Source organism: Pseudonocardia sp. SID8383 (genome assembly GCF_009864975.1).
In the GTDB taxonomy this organism is placed as follows: domain Bacteria; phylum Actinomycetota; class Actinomycetes; order Mycobacteriales; family Pseudonocardiaceae; genus Pseudonocardia; species Pseudonocardia alni.
Genome location: NZ_WWFY01000126.1, coordinates 1 through 19220 on the forward strand (window position 1 = coordinate 1; position 19220 = coordinate 19220).

A 19220-nucleotide genomic window follows, 5' to 3' on the forward strand; every position below is an offset into this window, starting at 1 on the left:
CCGCGACCGCCATGTCGACCAGCACCCGCCCCGGATCATGCCGGGACCGGGGCCTGCGCAGCCCGGCCAGCTCCTCGGCGAGCTGGGCGGTCAGCGTGGTCCGGTCCGCGACGTCGGCCAGCAGCCGCGACCCGGCGTGCGACACCACGCCCTCACCGTCGGCGGTTGCGGTGATCCTCGGCCTGGTCGTTGTAGTCTGCACCTCGAAAGTGCCTCTCCATCAGATGATCCTGCGCCCTCAGCAAGCACAGTTTCCCCTGGTAGCGAGGCACTTTCGTCTATCCGGGCACCGACACGCCGGAACGCTCATGAAGAGCCGGGGCTAGCAATCCGTCCGGGCTGATCTCTTCGCCTCGGCGGGATCTGCTGTAGCGCGGACGCGCTTGCGACAATCACTGATCATGCCGTTCCGCATCTCGATCCCCTTGCCCGGCCCTGCTAGCTGGTCTCCGGCCCGACGAAAGAAGCCGACCACGCCGAAGCTGGCCCCGGAACAGTGGGAGGTGATGGGACGGCAGATCCACAGCGTCGGTGAACGCTGGGGTCAGCGGATCGAAAATGATTCAGTCCGGCTCGACCGGAAAATCACTGAGGCCGATCGACGCCACCAAGTCTGGCACGACAAGGAGGTGGCGGAGCTGGACACCATCCGGCAGCTCCCGCCATGGCCCCGATTCGTGGCGGCGATCAAGTTTCCGCTTCGTAGACGGTAGTTTGATCAGCGTCTACGGTCGACCCGAGGCAAGGTCACATGATCCTTCGTGCGGCCGTCTGAGCCCACACCGGCGCCCGGCCACATCACCCCACCCAGATTCCAGAAACCTGGGAACACCTGAGCGCATTCGGTCTAATCATCGGTCTGAATAGCCTAATCCCGTTACCGCTCAGCGTTGTAGGCGTGACACTGGGCGCGAATAACACGGGAGTGATCTCAGATTCAAGTCTCGTCGGGTTCGTCCGGTTCTAACGTCTCCCTTGTCGACACCGGGCCACGATCCCCCACCACTGGGGGCACCGTCGTCGGCACAGGGAGGCCTCGATGGTGGATGAGCTGATCGAGCAAGCCGCCTCGAGGCTGGGGGTGACGGACCTGACCAGCCTGCGCGACGGTGGCCAGAAGGTCGTCCGTGCTGGCCGTCGTGGTGACGAGCTCGTGGTGCTCAAGGTCATCGAGGTACGTGCGCCGCAGCAGCAGGTCCTTGAGCGGGCTCGTCGTGAGGTCGGGCTTCTGGGTGAAGTTGACGACCTACGCCTCGTCGGGTTGCGTTCGCCGATCATCGGGTTGGGCCCGGATGAACATCGTCCCGACGGTGTGGCCTGGCTCGAGGAGCGCCTTGACGGCCACGACCTCGATGAACTCTTCGGCAGCGCTTGGAGCGGCGACGACGTCACCGACCTACTCGTCGGACTGTCCGAGGCGCTGCAGATCCTCCACGGGCGCGCCGTCGTGCATCGTGATCTCAGCCCCGGCAACGTGCGTCGCCGCAGCTCGGGGGTGTGGACGTTGATGGATCCTGGCTACGCCAAGCACCTGGCTGCCGCCTCGATCACTGGGGTGTACCAGCCCGGCACTCGTGGGTTCCGTAGCCCCGAACACCTCCCCGGGGCCACACCCGACACGTACTCCGATGTTTACGCCGTCGGGATCCTCGCCTACATCGCCGCCACCACCTACTTTCCTGTAGACCACCGCGGCGCCGAGGACGAGTACTACGAGCGGCTGCGCGCCGGCGCAGTGGTTCCGGTCAACCATCATCGCCCGGATCTGCCAGCCGAGATCGCCCTGATCATCGACACCTGCCTTCACCGCCAGCCTGCCCGTCGATATCTCGACGCCACAGAGCTGCTAGCCGCCTTGACCGCTGGAGCGGTACGGCCATGAGCACCTCGCTGCTGATCCATGACAGCGCCGCGGCCGGCCACACAAACTGGGCGTGCGCGCAGCTGGCCGCGGGGCGGGCGCAGGGGGTCATCATCGACCCGTTCCACACCCCGCTGACCTCGCGGCCGCGCCACTGCGACGCTGCTCAGGTCGTCGACCGAGTCCGTGAGCACCGCCCCGGCGTCGAGATCCTGCTCGATCCCAGCACCCACGCGGCTCTTCTCCAAGGCACAAACTTGCGGGCGAACTACGACACCTGGTCGTTATGGCCAGATGGCTTCGCCAATCTCGCGAATCCGCTCGCCCTGCGCTCCCACGTCGAAGCAGTCCTCGCTGTCCAGCACAGCCTGGGGATCGCTCCGACCGCCCCTACCAGGGTGCTCGACCATCCCACCGGTGCCGCCGCCGATTGCGCGCTCGCACTCGCCGATGAAGCCCGTCGACAGCAGCCCGACGTCCGCCAAGCTCTCGTGGGCCGGCGTTCGTTCTGGGCCGCCGGCCACGCCCTTGACGATTACTTGGGCCGCCTTGTCACGCTGCGTGCGCCTCAGTGGCACGTCACCGTCCTACGCGACAATCCCGATTTTCCGCCCGATCTCACCGACCGCTATTCTACCGCCGGGCTGGCCCGGAGCGTGCATTCACTGGCCCGCCGCGCCTCGGTCAGCTTGGGGCATGGAGCCGATGTCGCCGCACTACCAGCTCTGGCCGCAGGTGCTGACGGGCTGGGTACCGGCTGGTATTCCAAACAGCGTGTCTGCTCGCCCAGCCTCTTTCAGACCGGTGGCGGCGGGCTGAACCGGCGTTGGTGCCCTCATCCCGGGCTGCTTGCCCGGCTGCGCGGCGATGTCGCCGAAGCTCTCGACGACCGTGACGCCGACTTCGCGCGTGAGATGCGCGGACAACGGGACCTGCCCAGCAACGAGGCCGAACGGCGCGACCAGCATCTAGACGCCGTCGCCGCTCTTGTCGCCCACCTGGATGCGGCCGGCGCGAACGCTGCGGCCCGTGTCCCCGCTGCTCGGCGCCTTCTGCAGACCGCGGACGATGCGTGGAATCGGGCTATCGCGCTAGGTCTCAACGATCTCGGCCGTCCCGAACAGACTCGATGGATCACCGAGCTGCGTGCCGGGTTCGAGCTCTACGCCCGGTGCGAAGAGCTCTGACTCATCTAGCCCGCTCGGAACGGGATGCAGCCCCGCGAACGGTTCCGGCATCAGTTACCTCGAGCGAGTCTCCGACGACAGATCCAGGCCATGCCCAAACCACAGAGCAAGCGCCACGTGCTCCGACGCCCATAGGCGTCGTGCCCGGTTCGGAACGGCCAGGCGAGGACGTCGAACCCAGCGCCCATCGCTGAACACCCCCACACGCAGCTGCTCCGCTCGACGCGAGAGTTCGTCGTGCCTGACCGCGCTGCGGCCCAACACCAGGACGGCGCCGTCGGCCCACAACCGATAACGATGCGCCTGTCCCAGGCCCGTTCGCCACGCATCGACCTTCGCTTCCAACGCCCATACCCGCCCCATAGGGGCGAGCCCTGGTGCCGCGCGCAACCGCCCATGGCGGTCACGCTGCAGCGCGCCGTGGCGTATCAGCCGAGCCACTCGACGGCGGGATGTAGCTGGCGCTGCCCCCACCAGATTCTCTAGGCGCTGCTGGTCCGACCACTGCGACGCCGCGTTCACGACACGGCAGTCCAGTTCACTACGCAGCGGCGGAACCCCCGCGTCCCGACGCGCCTGCACCGCGTCTTCGCCCGCGACGAGCGCAACGAGATCTGGCACACCCCACGGACCCTCGAACTCTTCGAAAAGCCTGCAGCCGCGTGCTGCGCCAGGTAGGCGGATGGCTAGATCTCGGAGCACCGGATGGAGCGTCGCCTCCACCGTCGGCACGAACAGGCCACGCCCGCGAACTCGACGCGTCATCGTCGACGTCGCGTCATTCGTCTGAGCCTCGCACACCGTCACCGAACTGACCGTAGCGAAGGCAGATGCTCCAGACGAGCTGGCGGCAGAGTTGCAGTGCTGTACGAAAGTAGTGCTGCCAGCTGAGTGGTGGCGCACCACCCCGGGTGGGGTCACGCTTGCAGAGGAAGCTTCGCTGGCCGGTATCGCAGGTCAGAGTGTCCAAGTGTGCGCTAGGTTCCGCTCGCCCGGCATGACGTCGTCGATTCCAGCCGCGTCCAAGGCGCCGCGCTCGTCAAGTCCCGGCCACACGATCCCCGGCATCCCGTCGACCTCGATCCGGTACTCCTGCACCCGCCCCTCCCCCACGATCAATCCGCGCAGTGCATCCGCTGCCTCCCGACGGGCTGTGGCCCAGTCCGCCGCGTCTCCACGAGCGGTCCAGTCGACGTTCTCTGCCACCGGCCGCAGCACCCCGACCTGCCATCTCATGCGTGCACGGTGACGCGGACGGCCCGGCCGCGCCAGCGGCCGGGCCGAACCATCCACACATCCATGATCATGTGTCGTCGCTGTCCACAGCCAGCATGTCCGCGGCCAGCTTCCAGCCCTTCACCGTCGCCGCGAACGCCGCTCCGTCACACAACTCCCACACCAGCGGCCCGACCCACATCCGCAGCATCCGCGTCGCCTCCGTGCCCGCCACCGGCTCGATCAGACCCCCGGTCACGCTCGGAGACCCGTTCAACCGCACCATCGTCGCCGTCGACCACGGCCCCGTCGGCGCCATCACACCCCGCTTCGACCCGGTCAGCACCGGCGCCAACGACGCGGCCAGCGGCGCCGCGGAGCTCCACGCCCGCGCCACCTTCAGCGCCGTGAAGTGCGATCGCAGATAGATCAGGACCGTGCCCATCGACAGGCCGAGCTGGCGCTCCGGGGTCCCGGCGAACTGCATGTCCACCCGGCACGCCACCGGTCCGGCGACGCGTAGCACCATCCCCATCACCTCCACCGCGCCCCCGACGCCGTGGCGGGCGTGGGCGGTCTCGGTGTCCCGTCCGGTGTTCTGCGTGTTGGTGCGGTGCTCGACTGCGCCCATGGTGGCCTCCGATCGCCATCGGGCCTGACGGCCCGGGTACCCCTTGCGGGTGGCGGGGCGCTTGTTCCCCGCCTGCCCGTAAGGGCGTCCCGGCACGGCCAGCGAGGCTCGCGGTCAAGGGCTGGCCGCAGGCCGGTCGCGCAGCGACGCGCAGCGCCAGCGGAGCGCCCTTGACCGGGAGACCGGCCGTGCTAAGCCACCGGGCCGACAGGCCACGCCGCAGGCGTTCCGGCGAGGTTCTCGGCCACGCGGCCGTGAGCGGGCCTCGATGAGGACGAACCGACGAAAAGCCTGATCTCGCGCTGCCGGGTCGACAAACGCGCCCACAGCCCGAGTCAGATCCCGCGGCAGGAGAGCACCAACCAGTGATCGATCGCGTCAACCACTCGGAACGAGGAGAAGACCGACTGGTTTGAGCCGTTGTCGACGGAGGCTGCATCTGCCGGAGTCCCAAGAATGCGACGTAGCCGGCGACTCTCCCCGCTTCCATCGCGGGATCACACCGGCAACCTCGGTACAACGATGTCAAGAGGAGTAGCCCGCATGGCACTCAAGTTCCTGTCCGACGAGTGGTGCGCCGCCGCGATGGAGGCCATCAACTCCAACCAGGCCGTGTACGACGGGTTCCAGGACCCCGAAAGTTTCGATCACCCGATGTTCCTCGGGCTGCAGGACAAGGACGTCACGACGTACTTCACCTTCAAGGGCGGCAAGCTCACCGAGTGGAGCAACACCCCGTCCACCGGCCCGGTCGACTTCGGCCTGGTGTCGAAGGTCAAGTACTACCGCGAGGCCGCCGAGGGGATGTCGGAGGCGGGGAAGCTGCTCATGGGCGGCCAGCTGAAGCTGGTGGAGGGCAACGTTCAGCTCGCCATCCGGAATGCCGAGGCGTTCAACCACTTCCTGCGGACGTTCGGTCAGATCGACACCGACTGGGAGGTCTGATTCCTCTGGCGCGACACGTCGATCGCGGTCGACGGCTCACGCTCCCCACGATCACTACGCCCGCGGTCCCGTCGGGAGACGGGGCCGCGGGCGCGCCTCGGCAATCCCACTGTTGCCCGGACGGCGCACCGCGTCGTCTCCTAGATCGGATCCAGACATGGCCAATGACACGCAGACGTATACCGTCACGTGCCACGACGGCGACGAGGCCAATGGCGTCGCCAACATCCTGAGCATGCTGCTCGCACAGAACTTCGCCACCAAGCCCGAGCTGGTCCGCGTCGCCCGAAGCATGTCCCGGCCGGTGGCCGTGATCAGCACGGACACCGGGACCCAGGCGACCGTCGAGTTCTCGCACCACGGCGTGATCCTCCGGAACGGCGTCCACGGCGACCCCAGCGTGGCTGTGCACGCCACCGTCGACCAGATCCTCGACGTGTCCCAGCTCAAGATGAAGGCAGGCGGCCTCGCACCCGTCGGGTTCTTCACCAGGCGTGGGGCGAAGGTCCTGGGGCAGATCCTGAGCCGAAAGCTCGTCGTCAAGGGTCTGCTCACACACACCGTGTCGTCGCTTCGCACCATCGCTCTGCTCTCCGTCGCCGACTGAGAGCACCGGTCGGAGCGCCCCGGATCACAGGCAGGCCCCGGCTCCGATGGAGCCGGGGCCTGGTGCTGTGATCGGTCGATACCGGCGAGGCGGCGCGCACGCTGTCGTTGTCGCACCTGGCGTCTCGTCCCGGGAGATCCGGGTGGCTGCTCGACGCTGCTGTCCGGCCCGCCGTGCGGCCTCAGCCCTGAGCGCCCTCGGCTGCCTGGATCGCGTCCGTGGTCACGGGATCGATGGTGTCCTCGAACTCCCGGTGCTTACCGAGCCAACGCTGGACGTACTCACACACGGGAACGATGCGCCATCCGTCTCGCCGTGACTCGTCGACCGCCGAGGCGACGAGCGTCCCCGCCAGGCCGCGCCCCCCGTAGGCACTGTCGATCTCGGTGTGGTGGAGGATTCGCTGTCCACCGCGGTCGATGTACAGGAGCCGACCCGCCGAGTGCCCATCTACGGCGATCTCGAAGCGGTCTTCGGCTACGTTTCTGCTCACAACGGGATCTGCGGACATCTCACTCTCCCTGTTCAGAGCTCAAGCTTCAGGAGCGCGTTCTCCACGACCTCCGGCAGAGCCGGATGGATCCAGTACTGCTGACGGACAAGTTCGCAGACGTCCTGCTTGTAGGCCATTGCTTGAACGAGCTGCTGGATGAGAGTCGAGGCCTCAGGGCCGATGATGTGTGCCCCAAGCAGCCAGCCCGTGTCACGGTCGGCGATGAGCTTGACGAAGCCCGTCGTGTCCTCCAGCGCCCAGCCGTAAGCGACGTCGGCGAAGCGCTGGATCGAGACGGCGTGGTCCAGGTCGAGGTCCTTGCACTGGCGCTCGGTCATTCCGACGCTCGCGATCGGAGGTGTGGTGAACACCGCCGACGGCACGAACCGGTGATCGGTACGGCACAGGTCGTCGGGGTGAAGCAGGTTGTGGGCGACGACCCGCTTCTCGTGGTTGGCGACGTGCTTGAGCTGGAACGGCGAGCTGACATCGCCGATCGCGAAGATCCCGTCGACCGGGGTCCGCTGGTACTCGTCGACCACGATGCGGCCGTCCGGATGGAGTGGGATCCCGGCGTTCTCGACCTCGAGCAGATCGCCGTTCGGACGCCGGCCGGTCGCGACGAGCAATGTGTCCGCCGCCACCACCGAGCCGTCGGACAGCTCGAGCCGGATGTCGCCGGGCGTACCGGTCAGCGCGGTGACCCGGGCGCCGAGCCTGACGTCCCACCGTTCCTGGGCCATCCGCGTGAAGGCTGCGGACACGTCATCGTCCTCGCGGCGCAGCAGCGCGGGGCCCTGGCTGACAACTGTCACGGCCGAGCCGAGTGCGGAGAAGACGTGTGCGAACTCCGCACCGATGAAGCCCCCGCCGAGGACGACGAGCCGCCCAGGCACCTCGGACAGGCGCATGACGGTGTCGGAGGTCTCGAACGGCACGCCGGACGCCGCGACGACCTCCGGCACGTCGGGCCTGGCGCCCGCGGCGATGAGGATCCGGTCCGCCGTGAACTCGTCGGTGGCTCCCCCGGGCAGGTCGACCCGGACCGAATGCGGGCCGGTGAAGCGCGCGCTGCCCTCGTAGGTGGTGACGTTGGGCGTCCGGACCGGATCGTTCCGGTACTCACGGACTCCCTCGGAGATGGGGTCGATCCGACCGAAGATCCGCTCCCGGATGTCCGCCCACCGCACCTTGTCCACGGTGGCGTCGATGCCGTACCGGTGGGCCTCGCGGACGGTGTCCGCGACGTGCGCAGCGTGCACGTACATCTTGGTGGGGATGCAACCGACGTTCAGACAGGTCCCGCCGAAGCGCCCGTGTTCGACGACAGCCACGTCGAGGTGGTCGAACCTGCTGTCGATGATCGAGCTTCCGGAACCGGCCCCGATGACGGCCAAATCGTGGTGACGCACGCGCTCACACTACCAGAGATCACTTAGTTATTAACTACTTAGCTCTACGGTATCTGGCTCAGTCAGGCGCGGAAGGTCGGCGTGCGCTTCTCCTGGAACGCAGCGACACCTTCACGGAGGTCCGGTCCGTCGAACAACGAGCGCTGGCCCCTCGACTCCCGGGCCAGCGCTCCGTGAAGAGACTCGCCGGTCTCGACGAATGCCGACTTGACCGCGGACAGGGCCGGCCGCGAGCGTGCCGCGAGTGCGGCGGCCCGGCCCTGCGCGATCTCCAGCGCGCTGCCCGGTTCGACGACGTGGTCGACGAGCCCGATGTCTTCAGCGCGCTCGGCCCCGACCACGTTGCCGAACAGCAGCATCTCCCTGGCGCGGCCACTACCGACACGCTGCGGAAGACTCCAGAAGATGCCGCCGTCACCCGCGAGGCCGACAGCGCCGAAGGAAGCACACAGCCGGGCGTCCCGGGCAGCGACGACGTGGTCGCACGCAGCTGCCAGGGAGAGGCCGGCCCCGTAAGCCCCGCCCTCGACGGCGGCCACCACAGGAAGCGGACCGGCGACGATGGCCTCGACGAGATCGGCCAGCACCTGCAGCCGGTGCACCGTGGGCTGCTCGTCGTCGAGCATGGCCGAGATGTCGCCGCCCGAGCAGAAGAACCCTCCGGCACCGGCGAGCACGATGACACGGACCTCGTCGTCGGCCATCGCGTCGACGACCGCGTCTCGCAGCTCACGGCGGAGTTCGACCGAGAGGGCGTTGCGCCGACGAGGATCGTCGAGTGTCAGCGTGCGGACACCGGCGAGGTTCGTGACCTGGACGAACTCAGGCATCGAAGTCGATCGTCACGGTGTCCGACACCGGCCGCGTCTGGCAGGTGAGCACGAATCCCGCGGCCACCTCGTCGTCCTCGAGAGCGAAGTTGCGGCGCATCTCGATCTCACCGTCGACGACCCTCGCCCGGCATGTGCCGCAGACCCCGCCCTTGCACGCGAACGGGAGGTCCCCGCGGACCTTCTGCGCGGCATCGAGGACGAACTCGTTGCGCGGCAGCGACAGCGTGGTCGACCGTCCGTTGAGGACGACGGTGACGTCACTACCGGTGCCGTCGGCCAGGTCCTCGTCGTCGTCGCGGCGCAGTTCCGGCGGCGGCTCACCGACGTAGAAGAGCTCGCGGTGGATCCTCTTCCTGCCTACTCCGAGTTCTTCCAGAACCGTGCCGGCGTCGTCGGTCATCCCCAGCGGCCCACACAGCCACCACTCGTCCACGCCGTCGACATCGACGAGGGCGGTCAGCAGGATGCGCAACCGTTCGGCGTCGAGACGCCCGTTGAGGATCTCGGCCTCGGTGGGTTCCCGCGAGAGCACATTGAGCAGGTGGAGACGCGGACCGTAGGCGTTCTTGAGGTCGGCGAGCTCCTCGGTGAACATCACCGTGTCGGTGCGCCTATTGCCGTAGACGAGGGTGACCCGGGTGTCGGCGTGTGCCGCCAGCACGGATCCCGCGATCGACAGCATCGGAGTGATGCCGGATCCTGCGGCGACGAGCCCGTAGTGGGCGCCGGCTTGCAGCTCAGGCGTGAACGATCCGCTCGGCGGCCCGACCTCGATCTGATCCCCGGCGGCCACCGCGTCCACGAGCCACTCGGAGAACAGGCCGCCGTCGACCCTGCGGACACCGACCCGCGGTGCGGTTCCGGCCGACGAGCAGATCGAGTAGGACCGGCGCTCCTCACTGCCATCGACGCTCTTCCGCAGGGTGAGGTACTGACCCGGGCGAAAATCGTAGTGGGTCCGCAACTCCTCCGGCACCTCGAAGCTGACCGCGACCGCGTCGTCGCACAGCCGCTCGACGCTGCTCACGGCCAGGTGGTGGAAGCCCTCGGGCAACTCGGTTCCAGGTTCCGAGTGGGAAAGATCGGTGACAGTCATGGCGTCCTCCGGCGCAGCGTCATCGTCGAGTCGATCGAATGGGGCCGCACCTCAGATCTCCTTCATGTGCTCGAACGGCTCCCGGCAGGCGGTGCACCGGCGCAGGGCGGTGCACGCGGTCGGGCCGAAACGGGAGAACTCCTCGGTGGCCGGTGACCCGCACTGCGGACAGCGCACGACGGCCGACGGCGGGTCCAGCGTCAGCGGGACCGGCCCCGGAGCGTGCGGTGTGGCCCGGCCGGGCGGTGCGACACCGGCCTCGGCGAGCTTGCGCCGCCCGGTCTCGCTGATCCAGTCGGTGCTCCAGGCGGGCGCGAAGACCGTGCGCACCTCGACACCGCTGTAGCCGGCGTCGGTGAGCGCACGCGCGATGTCCGCCCGCATCTCCTCGATCGCCGGACAGCCGGAGTAGGTCGGGGTGATGGTGACCACGACATGGCCGTCACGCTCGAACACCGACCGGATCACCCCGAGGTCGTCGAGTGTCAGCATCGGCATCTCGGGGTCGAGCACTCCGGCGACGACGTCGCGGGCACCCAGATCCGGGAGGGTCATGACCGTCACCACGTTGCCGCAGGGTGCTTGCGAGCGAGGCTCTGCATGACCGCAAGAACGTGCTCGAGGGCCTCGGTGTGCGCGCCCTGGCGGCCGCCGCGCCCGGCGATGGTGCCGATCCCGGGCACGTCGGGGCGGGTCAGCGTCGCCCGGGCGATCACCTCGTCGAGGACCCCGTGGACCTCGTCGTGGGTGTCCGCCGGGTCGACGGCGACGCTCGCGGCGACCAGCCGCCGTTCGACGTCGGACGTGCGGAACAGCTCGCCCAGGAACGGCCAGACCCACACCAGCGCGTCCTGCATCCGCCGGTGCGACTCGGCGGTGCCGTCACCCAGGCGCAGCGTCCAGCGGGCCGCGTGGTCGCGGTGGTAGGTGACCTCCTTGACACCCTTCGCGGCGACGGCGGCGACCACCGGGTCGGCCGAGCCCTGCAGCCGGTGCAGCAGGGCCAGTCGCCAGGTGGAGAAGACCAGCAGCCGGGCGATCGCGCGGGCGAAGTCGAGGTCGTCGGAGGGCTCGGCCAGCGCGACGTTGCGGAACTCGTGCACTTCGCGCCCGTGGGCGAGCGCGTCCTCGTCGCGGCCGGTGCCGCCCTCGGCGAGGCCCTCGACGTGCCCGGCGCGGGACAGCAGCACCCGGGCCTGGCCGAGCAGGTCGAGCGCGGTGTTGGCGAGCGCGACCTCCTCCTCGAGTTCGGGGGCGTTCGAGACCCACTCGGTGAGGCGGTGGCTGTAGATCAGCGCGTCGTCGCCGAGCATCAGGCAGTACGCGGCCAGGTCCGCGGGATCGGTGCCCTCCGGGACCGGGGCGACGATGTCGGCCTCGGAGTCGGCGAACCCGGACCCGAACGCCCAGCGCGGGTCGTCGGACTCCGTCAGCGCGTCGTAGACGTTCTCCTCGTGCGCGGTCCCGCTCACAGGTGCGGCACCTCCTCCGGGATCGCGTAGAACGTCGGGTGCCGGTAGACCTTGTCGGCACTCGGCGCGAAGAACGGGTCCTTCTCGTCCGGGCTGGACGCGGCGATCGCGTCGGCGCGCACCACCCAGATGCTGACGCCCTCGTTACGGCGCGTGTAGACGTCGCGCGCGTTGTGCAGTGCCATCTCGTCGTCGGCGGCGTGCAGGGAACCGACGTGGACGTGGTTGAGGCCGCGCTTGCCGCGCACGAACACCTCGTAGAGCGGCCAGGCCCGCCGCGACGGCGCCACCCCGGCACCCGCAGTGCTGTCAGTGCTGTCGGTCGTGTCGTCGCCGGGGATCATGCCGCGCCGTCCTTCCGGTTCGCCTGCTTGTCGGCGTAGGCGCGCGCCGCCTCGCGGACCCACTCGCCGCCCTCGTGGGCACGGCGCCGGTGCTCCAGCCGCTGCCGGTTCGCCGGCCCCGCCCCGGAGATCACGGCCGTGAACTCCGACCAGTCCGGCTCACCGAAGTCGTGCGCCTGGCGCTGCTCGTTCCACCGCAGCTCGGGATCGGGCAGCGTGACGCCCAGCGCCTCCGCCTGCGGGACGCTCATGTCCACGAACCGCTGCCGCAGCTCGTCGTTGGTGTGGCGCTTGATCCCCCACGCCATCGACTGCTGCGTGTTGGGGGAGTCGCCGTCGGCCGGGCCGAACATCATCAGCGACGGCCACCACCACCGGTCCGTGGCCTCCTGGACCATCGCCCGCTGGGCCTCGGTGCCGTTCGCCAGCGCGAGCAGGGACTCGTAGCCCTGCCGCTGGTGGAACGACTCCTCCTTGCAGATCCGGATCATCGCCCGCGCGTAGGGCCCGTAGGAGCACCGGCACAGCGGCACCTGGTTGCAGATCGCCGCGCCGTCGACGAGCCAGCCGATCACTCCGATGTCCGCCCAGGACAGCGTCGGGTAGTTGAAGATCGAGCTGTACTTCTGCTTCGCGTCGATCAGCTTCTCGGTCAGTTCCTCGCGGTCCACCCCGAGGGTCTCCGCGGCGGCGTAGAGGTACATGCCGTGACCGGCCTCGTCCTGCACCTTGGCCAGCAGGATCGCCTTGCGCCGCAACGACGGCGCGCGCAGCAGCCAGTTGCCCTCCGGCTGCATCCCGATGATCTCCGAGTGCGCGTGCTGGGCGATCTGGCGGATCAACGTCCTCCGATACGCCTCGGGCATCCAGTCCCGCGGCTCGATCCGCTGGTCCGCCGCGATCGTGGCGTCGAACCGCTGCTCGAGATCTGCAGGAGTGCGTTCGTCGGTCGCCGTCATCAGCCCCGCCTCTACTACCGAATGTTCGTTCGGCTAATAGTGGCGCAGCGCCCCTCCCCGCGCAAGCGCATCATCGGATCAGGCTGGGCGGATGATTCCGCTGGAAACGAGATCGACGATCCGGTCGGGGAGCTGTACGGCGCCGGCCCGTCCCGGTCGGTACCACTCGATGAGCGAGTTGACCGTCCCCGAGAGGACGCGCGCTGCCAGCCAGGGGTCGACGTCGTCGTCCATCTCGCCATCGGCGACGGCGTCGGCGACGAGCGAGGCGATGGTGGCGTCGAACGCCTTCCGCCGGGCGAGCGCCCAGCGCTCGACGTCGGTGTTGCCACGCACCCGGAGGAGCAGCGTCACGTACGGAAGCTCGGCCATGAGCACCTCGACCTGACGCTTGATGATGTGCCGCAAGCGCTCGAGAGCACTCCCCTCCTGGGCCGTGGGTTCCTCCAGGATGCCGAACAGCTGATCCAGGGCGCGCTCCAGCGCCGCACGGAGAAGCCCTTCCTTGCCCTCCACGTGGTTGTAGAAGGAGGACTTCGTGATACCCGCGGTCCGCGCCAGATGATCCATGCTGGTCGCGTCGTAGCCACGCGTGTTGAACTCCGCCACCGCGATCGGCAGCAGGGACTCGAAGTCGTAGGTGGGCCGTCGCCCGCCAGGGGAGCCACGACCATGCCGATGTGGCGGAGCGGTCTCGGTCGACTCCATCAGCAACTCCCGTTCCGGCACGTCAAGGTTACCGAATGATCGTTCATGGAGAGCTCTCGCTTCTCTCCGTACCGGCTCGCGCAGCCGCGACCAAAGACAGGCGACAGGCCCTGGAGACGACCCGACGCGTCGGGGATCACACGGCCGGGTGGACGCCGCAACCGTCCCCTCCTCGACTCGAACTGCAGTTTCAGCTGGTCAGAAGCACCGAAGACCGTCCGTCGGCGAGCACGTCGGTTGCGATCGTCGACCGCCGTCGCGTCACGCAGATGTTCTGTCGAGGCGGACGAGTCCTTCTGGAGCCAGCCGTCCAATGCTAGCTTTCCTTCAGCGACCGAATGGTCGTTCGTCGACGATGCCGGAGGAGGGCTGCGGCCCATGGATGACGTCTATCTCGTCGCGGGTGCTCGCACGCCCCAGGGGAAGTACGGCGGTGCGCTGGCCGCGGTACGTCCTGACGACCTCGCCGCTCTCGTCGTGGGCGAGGTGGTGAGACGCGCCGGCGCAGCTCCGGACCGGATCGACGAGGTCGTCCTCGGTGCCGCGAACCAGGCCGGCGAGGACAACCGCAACGTCGCACGCATGGCGGCGCTGCTCGCCGGACTGCCCCACTCCGTCCCGGGCTACACCGTGAACAGGCTGTGTGCCAGCGGTCTGACCGCCATCACCTCCGCGGCACAGTCGATCGCCTCCGGTGAAGCGGACGTGGTCGTCGCAGGCGGCGTGGAGTCGATGACCCGTGCGCCGTGGGTGATGGCCAAGGCGGGGACTCCGTGGGCCAAGCCCGGCGAGGTCGCGGACTCCGCGCTCGGCTGGCGGTTCACCAACCCGCGCTTCCGGTCGATGGACGAGAGCGCTCCGGCGGTGCACACCGAGCAGGACGGCCCGGCGACGTTGTCGATGGGCGAGACGGCCGAGGAGGTCGCCCTCCTGGACGGCATCACGCGGGAGGAGTGCGACGCGTTCGCATTGCGGAGCCACGAGCGCGCCGTCGCAGCGTCCAAGGACGGCAGGTTCGACGACGAGATCGTCCCGGTCCCCGTTCCCCAGCGTAAGGGTGACCCCGTCGTGGTCACAGCAGACGAGGGCCCTCGCCCGGACGCGTCGGCCGAGTCGCTCGGCCGGCTCAGGCCGGTGTTCCGCAAGGACGGGGTGGTGACAGCGGGAAACTCCTCCCCGCTCTCCGACGGTGCCGCTGCTGTCGTGATCGCCAGCGGTCGGGCTGTGCGCGAGCAGGGGCTCCAGCCGATAGCCCGCATCGTGACCGGCACGAGCGCCGGTGTCGCGCCGCACGTGATGGGGCTGGGCCCGGTGCCCGCGAGTGCAAAGGCCCTCGACCGGGCCGGATGGACTGCCGCTGATCTCGACGCCGCCGAGCTCAACGAAGCGTTCGCAACCCAGTCCCTCGCCTCCGTGCGCAGGCTCGGACTCGACCCCGACACCGTGAACGCCGACGGCGGCGCGATCGCGCTCGGCCATCCGCTCGGGTGCTCCGGCGCTCGGATCACCGTCACCCTGGCCAATCGCCTCCGCCGAGAGGGCGGCCGGCGCGGCCTCGCGTCGATGTGTGTCGGCGTCGGCCAGGGCGCCGCGCTGTTGATCGAGACCGTCTGACCGTACGACCACGGAGACACGACACTGATGACTACTGCACTACTGCGCAGCCATGTATCCGGCGACTGGTACACCGCACAGGACGACGGCCGCCCGCTGCACGACGCCGTGACCGGCGAGGAGGTCGCACGCATCTCCTCCAGCGGCCTCGACTTCGCCGCCGCCCTCGACTTCGGCCGCCGGACCGGCGGCCCCGCGCTGCGGGAACTCACGTTCCACCAGCGCGCCGCGCTGCTCAAGGCGCTCGGGCAGCACCTGCGCGAGCACCGCGAGGAGCTCTACGCGGTCTCGGCGCAGACCGGTGCGACGCTCGGCGACTCGAAGTTCGACGTCGACGGCGGCATCGGCGTGCTGCTCGCCTACGCCTCGAAGGCCAAGCGTGAGCTGCCCAACGACACCGTGGTCGTCGAGGGCGACGTCGAGACCCTGGGCCGCGGCGGCACGTTCCTCGGCCAGCACGTCCTCACCCCGCTCCGTGGCGTGACGGTGCAGGTCAACGCGTTCAACTTCCCCGTATGGGGTCCGCTGGAGAAGCTCGCCCCCGCCTTCCTGGCCGGGGTCCCCACGCTGATCAAGCCGGCGTCGCCCACGGCGTTCCTCACCGCGAAGCTCGTCGAGCTGGTCGTGGACTCCGGCCTGCTGCCCGAGGGCGCCGTCCAGTTCGTCGCCGGCGGGCTGGGGGACTGCTTCGAGCACCTGACCGGGCAGGACCTCGTGTCCTTCACCGGCTCGGCCTCGACCGCGCAGACCCTGCGGTCGCACCCGGCGATCGTCCGCAACGCCGTCCGGTTCTCCGCCGAGGCCGACTCCCTGAACCTCGCCGCGCTCGGCCCCGACGCGGGCCCCGGCACCGACGAGTTCGACCTGTTCGTGAAGGCCCTGACCACCGAGATGACGGTCAAGGCCGGGCAGAAGTGCACCGCGATCCGGCGCGCGTTCGTCCCCCGCGCCCACCTCGACGCCGTCGTCGAGGCCGCATCGGCGCGGCTCGCGACGGTCGTCGTCGGCGCGCCCGACGCCGAGGGCGTCCGGATGGGCGCACTCGCGAGCCTCGACCAGCGCGAGGAGGTCCGGCGCAGCGTGAAGGCCCTGCGCGACGCCGGCCGGATCGTGTACGGCGACCCCGGCCACGTCGAGGTGACCGGCGCCGACGCCGACCGCGGCGCGTTCGTCTCCCCGCTGCTGCTCGTCGGCGACCCCGACCGCGCCGAGCCGCACGAGGTCGAGGCGTTCGGCCCGGTCGCGACCGTCCTGCCCTACGACACCACCGACCGGCTCGTCGAGTACGCCGCCCGCGGGCAGGGGTCGCTGGCCGGCTCGGTCGTCTCCGCCGACCCGGCGTTCGTCCGCGAGGTCGTGCTCGGCATCGCCCCGTTCCACGGCCGCGTGCACGTGCTCAACGCCCGCGACGCCGGCGAGTCCACCGGCCACGGGTCCCCGCTGCCGCAGCTGGTCCACGGTGGTCCCGGGCGGGCCGGCGGCGGCGAGGAGATGGGCGGGATCCGCGGGGTCCTGCACCACATGCAGCGCACCGCGGTCCAGGCCGACCCGGACTCGCTCGCCGCGATCACCGGGCGCTGGGTCACCGGCGCGCAGCGCCACGAGTCCGACGTGCACCCCTTCCGCAGGCACCTCGAGGAGCTCCGGCCCGGCGACTGCCTGGTCGCCGGGCCGCGCCGGGTCACCCGGACCGACGTCGAGCACTTCGCCGAGTTCACCGGCGACACGTTCTACGCCCACATGGACGAGGCGGCCGCCGCGGCGAACCCGCTGTTCGGGCAGCGCGTCGCGCACGGCTACCTCGTCGTCTCGCTGGCCGCCGGCCTGTTCGTCGACCCCGACCCCGGCCCGGTGCTGGCCAACTTCGGCGTCGACGGCCTGCGCTTCCTCACCCCCGTCCGCTTCGACGACGAGCTCACCGTGACCCTGACCTGCAAGCAGCTCACCCCGCGCGAGTCCGCCGGCTACGGCGAGGTCCGGTGGGACGCCGACGTCACCCGCCAGGACGGCGAGTCCGTCGCCCGCTACGACGTCCTCACCCTCGTCGCGAAGAAGGAGGAGTCGTGAGCAGGTTGCAAGGTCGCGTCGCCCTGATCACCGGCGGCGCTCGCGGTATCGGTGCAGCAACGGCTCGCCGGTTGGCGCACGACGGTGCCGACGTCGCGATCCTCGACCTCGACGAATCGGCGGCGCGTGCCACGGCCGACGACATCGCCGCCGTCACCGGACGGCGCGCGATCGGTCTCGCCGCGAACGTGACCGACGCCGATCAGATCGACGCAGCGGTCGACCGCGTCGCCGAGGAACTCGGCTCGCTCGGGATCCTGATCAACAACGCGGGGGTGACCCGGGACAACCTGCTCTTCAAGATGAGCGACGACGACTGGGACACCGTCGTCGCGGTCCATCTCCGCGGCTTCTTCCTCGCGAGCCGTGCGGCACAGCGGCACATGGTGCCCGCGAAGTGGGGGCGCATCGTCAGTTTGTCCAGCGTCTCCGCGCTCGGAACACGCGGGCAGGTGAACTACTCGGCGGTGAAGGCCGGGATCCAGGGCGCCACGCGCACGCTCGCCATCGAGCTCGGTCCGTTCGGCATCACCGCGAACGCCGTCGCTCCGGGGTTCGTCGTCACGGAGATGACGGCGCAGCTCGCCGAGCGACTGGGCACCAGCCTGGAGGCGTTCACCGAGGAACGCGCCGCGATCACCCCGGTTCGCCGGGCCGGAGCGCCCGAGGACATCGCCGGCGTGATCGCCTTCCTCGCCGGCGACGACGCCGCGTTCGTCACCGGTCAGACGATCTACGCGGACGGCGGACGGCGGCTGTGACCACCCGGACGGAACACGACCCGGGTCGTTGACCGACCCGGTCGGAGCGACCGCCACGCTCCCGACCGGGTCATTCCACGAGAGCTCTCCCCCGTCAGCCTTCGCTGTCGTGCGGTTCGAGCGAGAGCAGCAGCTTCCGGAGCAAGGCTCGCAGTCGCCGCTGTTCTGCCGGAGTCAGGCCCTGGGCGAGCACCTGCGCATCCCGATCCATCAGACCGGAGAGAAGCCCGTCGACCAGCTCGACCCCTGCCGGGGTCAGCTCGACATCGACACGCCGCCGGTCGTTGACATCGACGTGCCGGGTCACGAACCCGGCCTTCTCGAGCTTGTCGAGCCGCTGCGAGACGCCCCCGGACGTGATCAACGAGGAACGTGTCAGCTCACCGGCCGATCGCCGGTAGGGCGGGCCGGAGCGCCGGAGCATGCCGAGCACATCGATCGTGCCGCGGTCGCTCCCGAACTCTACGAGTTGGCTCTTGCGATGCTGCTCGAGGTGCCGGCCGATACGCCAGATACGACTGACGATGCCCATCGAGCTGACATCGATGTCAGGGCGTTCTCGCCGCCAGTCCTGCTCGACCCGATCGATGGCATCGAACCCATCGGTCGACTCCGGCTGAACCTCGGCCGTCCCACCGTCCATGGCTGCGGACACCTAGGGTGACCTCCTCGCCAGGAGCCGAAAACTGCTGTCCATGTTTCCACACTATCGCAGCACTGAATGTCTTAGCCCCGGTGATTCACGGAGCTGTCGGTTGATCTTGTGATCGAGCAGATTGATCTTCGCTGGGTCAGTTCGGGTGGGCGGGCATGGCGAACGGGCCGGCCTGCTGTTCTGCCGGTGGCTCCCGCCGCTCGTCGTGTCGGGGTGGAAGGTCAACCAGCCGGGATGGGCAGTGTCGCGAGCCGGGTGAACGCGGCGGCGAGGTCGCGGGCCCAGGGCCAGGAACGCTGGATGCGTAGCCATAGTCGGCGTTGTCCGCGGGTGAGGCGGGCGGCGACGTGCAGGAGTCGG

At 69.3% G+C, this 19220-nt stretch carries 20 protein-coding genes and 1 pseudogene; 8 read left to right on the forward strand and 13 right to left on the reverse strand.

Translation table 11 applies throughout. The annotated features are described in order from the left end of the window. A pseudogene (locus GTW08_RS02890) lies at positions 1-202 on the reverse strand (IS1380 family transposase); the annotation flags it as partial. A gap of 199 nt (positions 203-401) precedes the next feature. Here GTW08_RS02890 and GTW08_RS02895 point away from each other — a divergent pair. The 3 genes from GTW08_RS02895 to GTW08_RS02905 all read left to right on the forward strand — a co-directional run bounded on the left by GTW08_RS02895 (position 402) and on the right by GTW08_RS02905 (position 3048). Next, positions 402-713 carry a hypothetical protein gene (locus GTW08_RS02895; RefSeq protein ID WP_161151359.1) on the forward strand — a complete coding sequence of 104 codons (312 nt, stop codon included), beginning with the start codon at positions 402-404 and terminating at the stop codon, positions 711-713. A 326-nt stretch (positions 714-1039) separates the two neighbouring features. After that, positions 1040-1882 carry a serine/threonine protein kinase gene (locus GTW08_RS02900; RefSeq protein ID WP_161151360.1) on the forward strand — a complete coding sequence of 281 codons (843 nt, stop codon included), beginning with the start codon at positions 1040-1042 and terminating at the stop codon, positions 1880-1882. After that, positions 1879-3048 carry a hypothetical protein gene (locus GTW08_RS02905; RefSeq protein WP_161151361.1) on the forward strand — a complete coding sequence of 390 codons (1170 nt, stop codon included), beginning with the start codon at positions 1879-1881 and terminating at the stop codon, positions 3046-3048. Before GTW08_RS02900 ends, GTW08_RS02905 begins: the two co-directional genes overlap by 4 nt. 957 nt (positions 3049-4005) lie before the next feature. On the opposite strand, the gene GTW08_RS02910 is transcribed toward GTW08_RS02905, so the two are convergent. Together GTW08_RS02910 and GTW08_RS02915 are read right to left on the reverse strand one after the other, a co-directional pair. After that, entirely contained in the window at positions 4006-4284 is a 279-nt protein-coding gene (locus GTW08_RS02910; RefSeq protein WP_161151362.1) for a hypothetical protein, read from the reverse strand. Between the two features lie 67 nt (positions 4285-4351). Beyond that, the gene (locus GTW08_RS02915; RefSeq protein ID WP_161151363.1) at positions 4352-4894 is read right to left on the reverse strand and encodes a hypothetical protein; all 543 of its coding nucleotides are present in this window, start codon (positions 4892-4894) and stop codon (positions 4352-4354) included. Between the two features lie 543 nt (positions 4895-5437). Here GTW08_RS02915 and GTW08_RS02920 point away from each other — a divergent pair. Next, positions 5438-5839: a hypothetical protein gene (locus GTW08_RS02920; protein ID WP_161151364.1), complete on the forward strand. Its 402-nt coding sequence runs from the start codon at positions 5438-5440 to the stop codon at positions 5837-5839. A 157-nt stretch (positions 5840-5996) separates the two neighbouring features. After that, positions 5997-6446, forward strand: coding sequence for a hypothetical protein (locus GTW08_RS02925; RefSeq protein ID WP_161151365.1), 450 nt, complete (start codon positions 5997-5999; stop codon positions 6444-6446). A 181-nt stretch (positions 6447-6627) separates the two neighbouring features. Here GTW08_RS02925 and GTW08_RS02930 read toward each other — a convergent pair whose 3' ends face one another. From GTW08_RS02930 to GTW08_RS02970, 9 genes are all read right to left on the reverse strand, one after another. Then, entirely contained in the window at positions 6628-6957 is a 330-nt protein-coding gene (locus GTW08_RS02930) for a GNAT family N-acetyltransferase (protein ID WP_161151366.1), read from the reverse strand. A 14-nt stretch (positions 6958-6971) separates the two neighbouring features. Next, a complete protein-coding gene (locus GTW08_RS02935) occupies positions 6972-8351 on the reverse strand; it encodes a mycothione reductase (RefSeq protein WP_161151367.1) in 1380 nt (459 codons plus the stop codon). A 62-nt stretch (positions 8352-8413) separates the two neighbouring features. Then, positions 8414-9181 carry an enoyl-CoA hydratase/isomerase family protein gene (locus GTW08_RS02940; protein WP_161151368.1) on the reverse strand — a complete coding sequence of 256 codons (768 nt, stop codon included), beginning with the start codon at positions 9179-9181 and terminating at the stop codon, positions 8414-8416. After that, the gene (gene paaE / locus GTW08_RS02945) at positions 9174-10280 is read right to left on the reverse strand and encodes a 1,2-phenylacetyl-CoA epoxidase subunit PaaE (RefSeq protein ID WP_161151369.1); all 1107 of its coding nucleotides are present in this window, start codon (positions 10278-10280) and stop codon (positions 9174-9176) included. Before paaE ends, GTW08_RS02940 begins: the two co-directional genes overlap by 8 nt. A 51-nt stretch (positions 10281-10331) precedes the next feature. Further along, positions 10332-10835 (reverse strand): 1,2-phenylacetyl-CoA epoxidase subunit PaaD, encoded by a 504-nt coding sequence (gene paaD / locus GTW08_RS02950; RefSeq protein WP_161151370.1) that lies wholly within the window; start codon positions 10833-10835, stop codon positions 10332-10334. A gap of 5 nt (positions 10836-10840) precedes the next feature. Continuing rightward, the gene (paaC, locus tag GTW08_RS02955; protein WP_161151371.1) at positions 10841-11752 is read right to left on the reverse strand and encodes a 1,2-phenylacetyl-CoA epoxidase subunit PaaC; all 912 of its coding nucleotides are present in this window, start codon (positions 11750-11752) and stop codon (positions 10841-10843) included. After that, complete coding sequence (gene paaB, locus GTW08_RS02960; protein WP_161151372.1) at positions 11749-12096, reverse strand: 1,2-phenylacetyl-CoA epoxidase subunit PaaB; 348 nt, start codon at positions 12094-12096, stop codon at positions 11749-11751. The genes paaC and paaB overlap by 4 nt, the downstream gene beginning before the upstream one ends. Next, complete coding sequence (gene paaA / locus GTW08_RS02965; RefSeq protein ID WP_161151373.1) at positions 12093-13055, reverse strand: 1,2-phenylacetyl-CoA epoxidase subunit PaaA; 963 nt, start codon at positions 13053-13055, stop codon at positions 12093-12095. The genes paaB and paaA overlap by 4 nt, the downstream gene beginning before the upstream one ends. A 78-nt stretch (positions 13056-13133) precedes the next feature. Then, positions 13134-13763, reverse strand: a complete 630-nt coding sequence (locus tag GTW08_RS02970) for a TetR/AcrR family transcriptional regulator (RefSeq protein WP_161151374.1) — start codon at positions 13761-13763, stop codon at positions 13134-13136. Positions 13764-14141: 378 nt separating this feature from the next. Here GTW08_RS02970 and GTW08_RS02975 point away from each other — a divergent pair, with 378 nt between their 5' ends. Genes GTW08_RS02975 through GTW08_RS02985 form a run of 3 tightly spaced genes read left to right on the forward strand, consistent with a single transcriptional unit; the run spans position 14142 to position 18205 of the window. Beyond that, positions 14142-15377, forward strand: a complete 1236-nt coding sequence (locus GTW08_RS02975; protein ID WP_161151377.1) for a thiolase family protein — start codon at positions 14142-14144, stop codon at positions 15375-15377. Positions 15378-15404: 27 nt separating this feature from the next. Then, positions 15405-17444: a phenylacetic acid degradation bifunctional protein PaaZ gene (paaZ, locus tag GTW08_RS02980; protein WP_161151375.1), complete on the forward strand. Its 2040-nt coding sequence runs from the start codon at positions 15405-15407 to the stop codon at positions 17442-17444. Next, positions 17441-18205, forward strand: a complete 765-nt coding sequence (locus tag GTW08_RS02985; RefSeq protein ID WP_161151376.1) for a 3-oxoacyl-ACP reductase FabG — start codon at positions 17441-17443, stop codon at positions 18203-18205. Before paaZ ends, GTW08_RS02985 begins: the two co-directional genes overlap by 4 nt. A gap of 94 nt (positions 18206-18299) precedes the next feature. On the opposite strand, the gene GTW08_RS31425 is transcribed toward GTW08_RS02985, so the two are convergent. Then, positions 18300-18860 (reverse strand): MarR family transcriptional regulator, encoded by a 561-nt coding sequence (locus GTW08_RS31425; RefSeq protein ID WP_202416315.1) that lies wholly within the window; start codon positions 18858-18860, stop codon positions 18300-18302. Positions 18861-19220 lie beyond the last annotated feature (360 nt).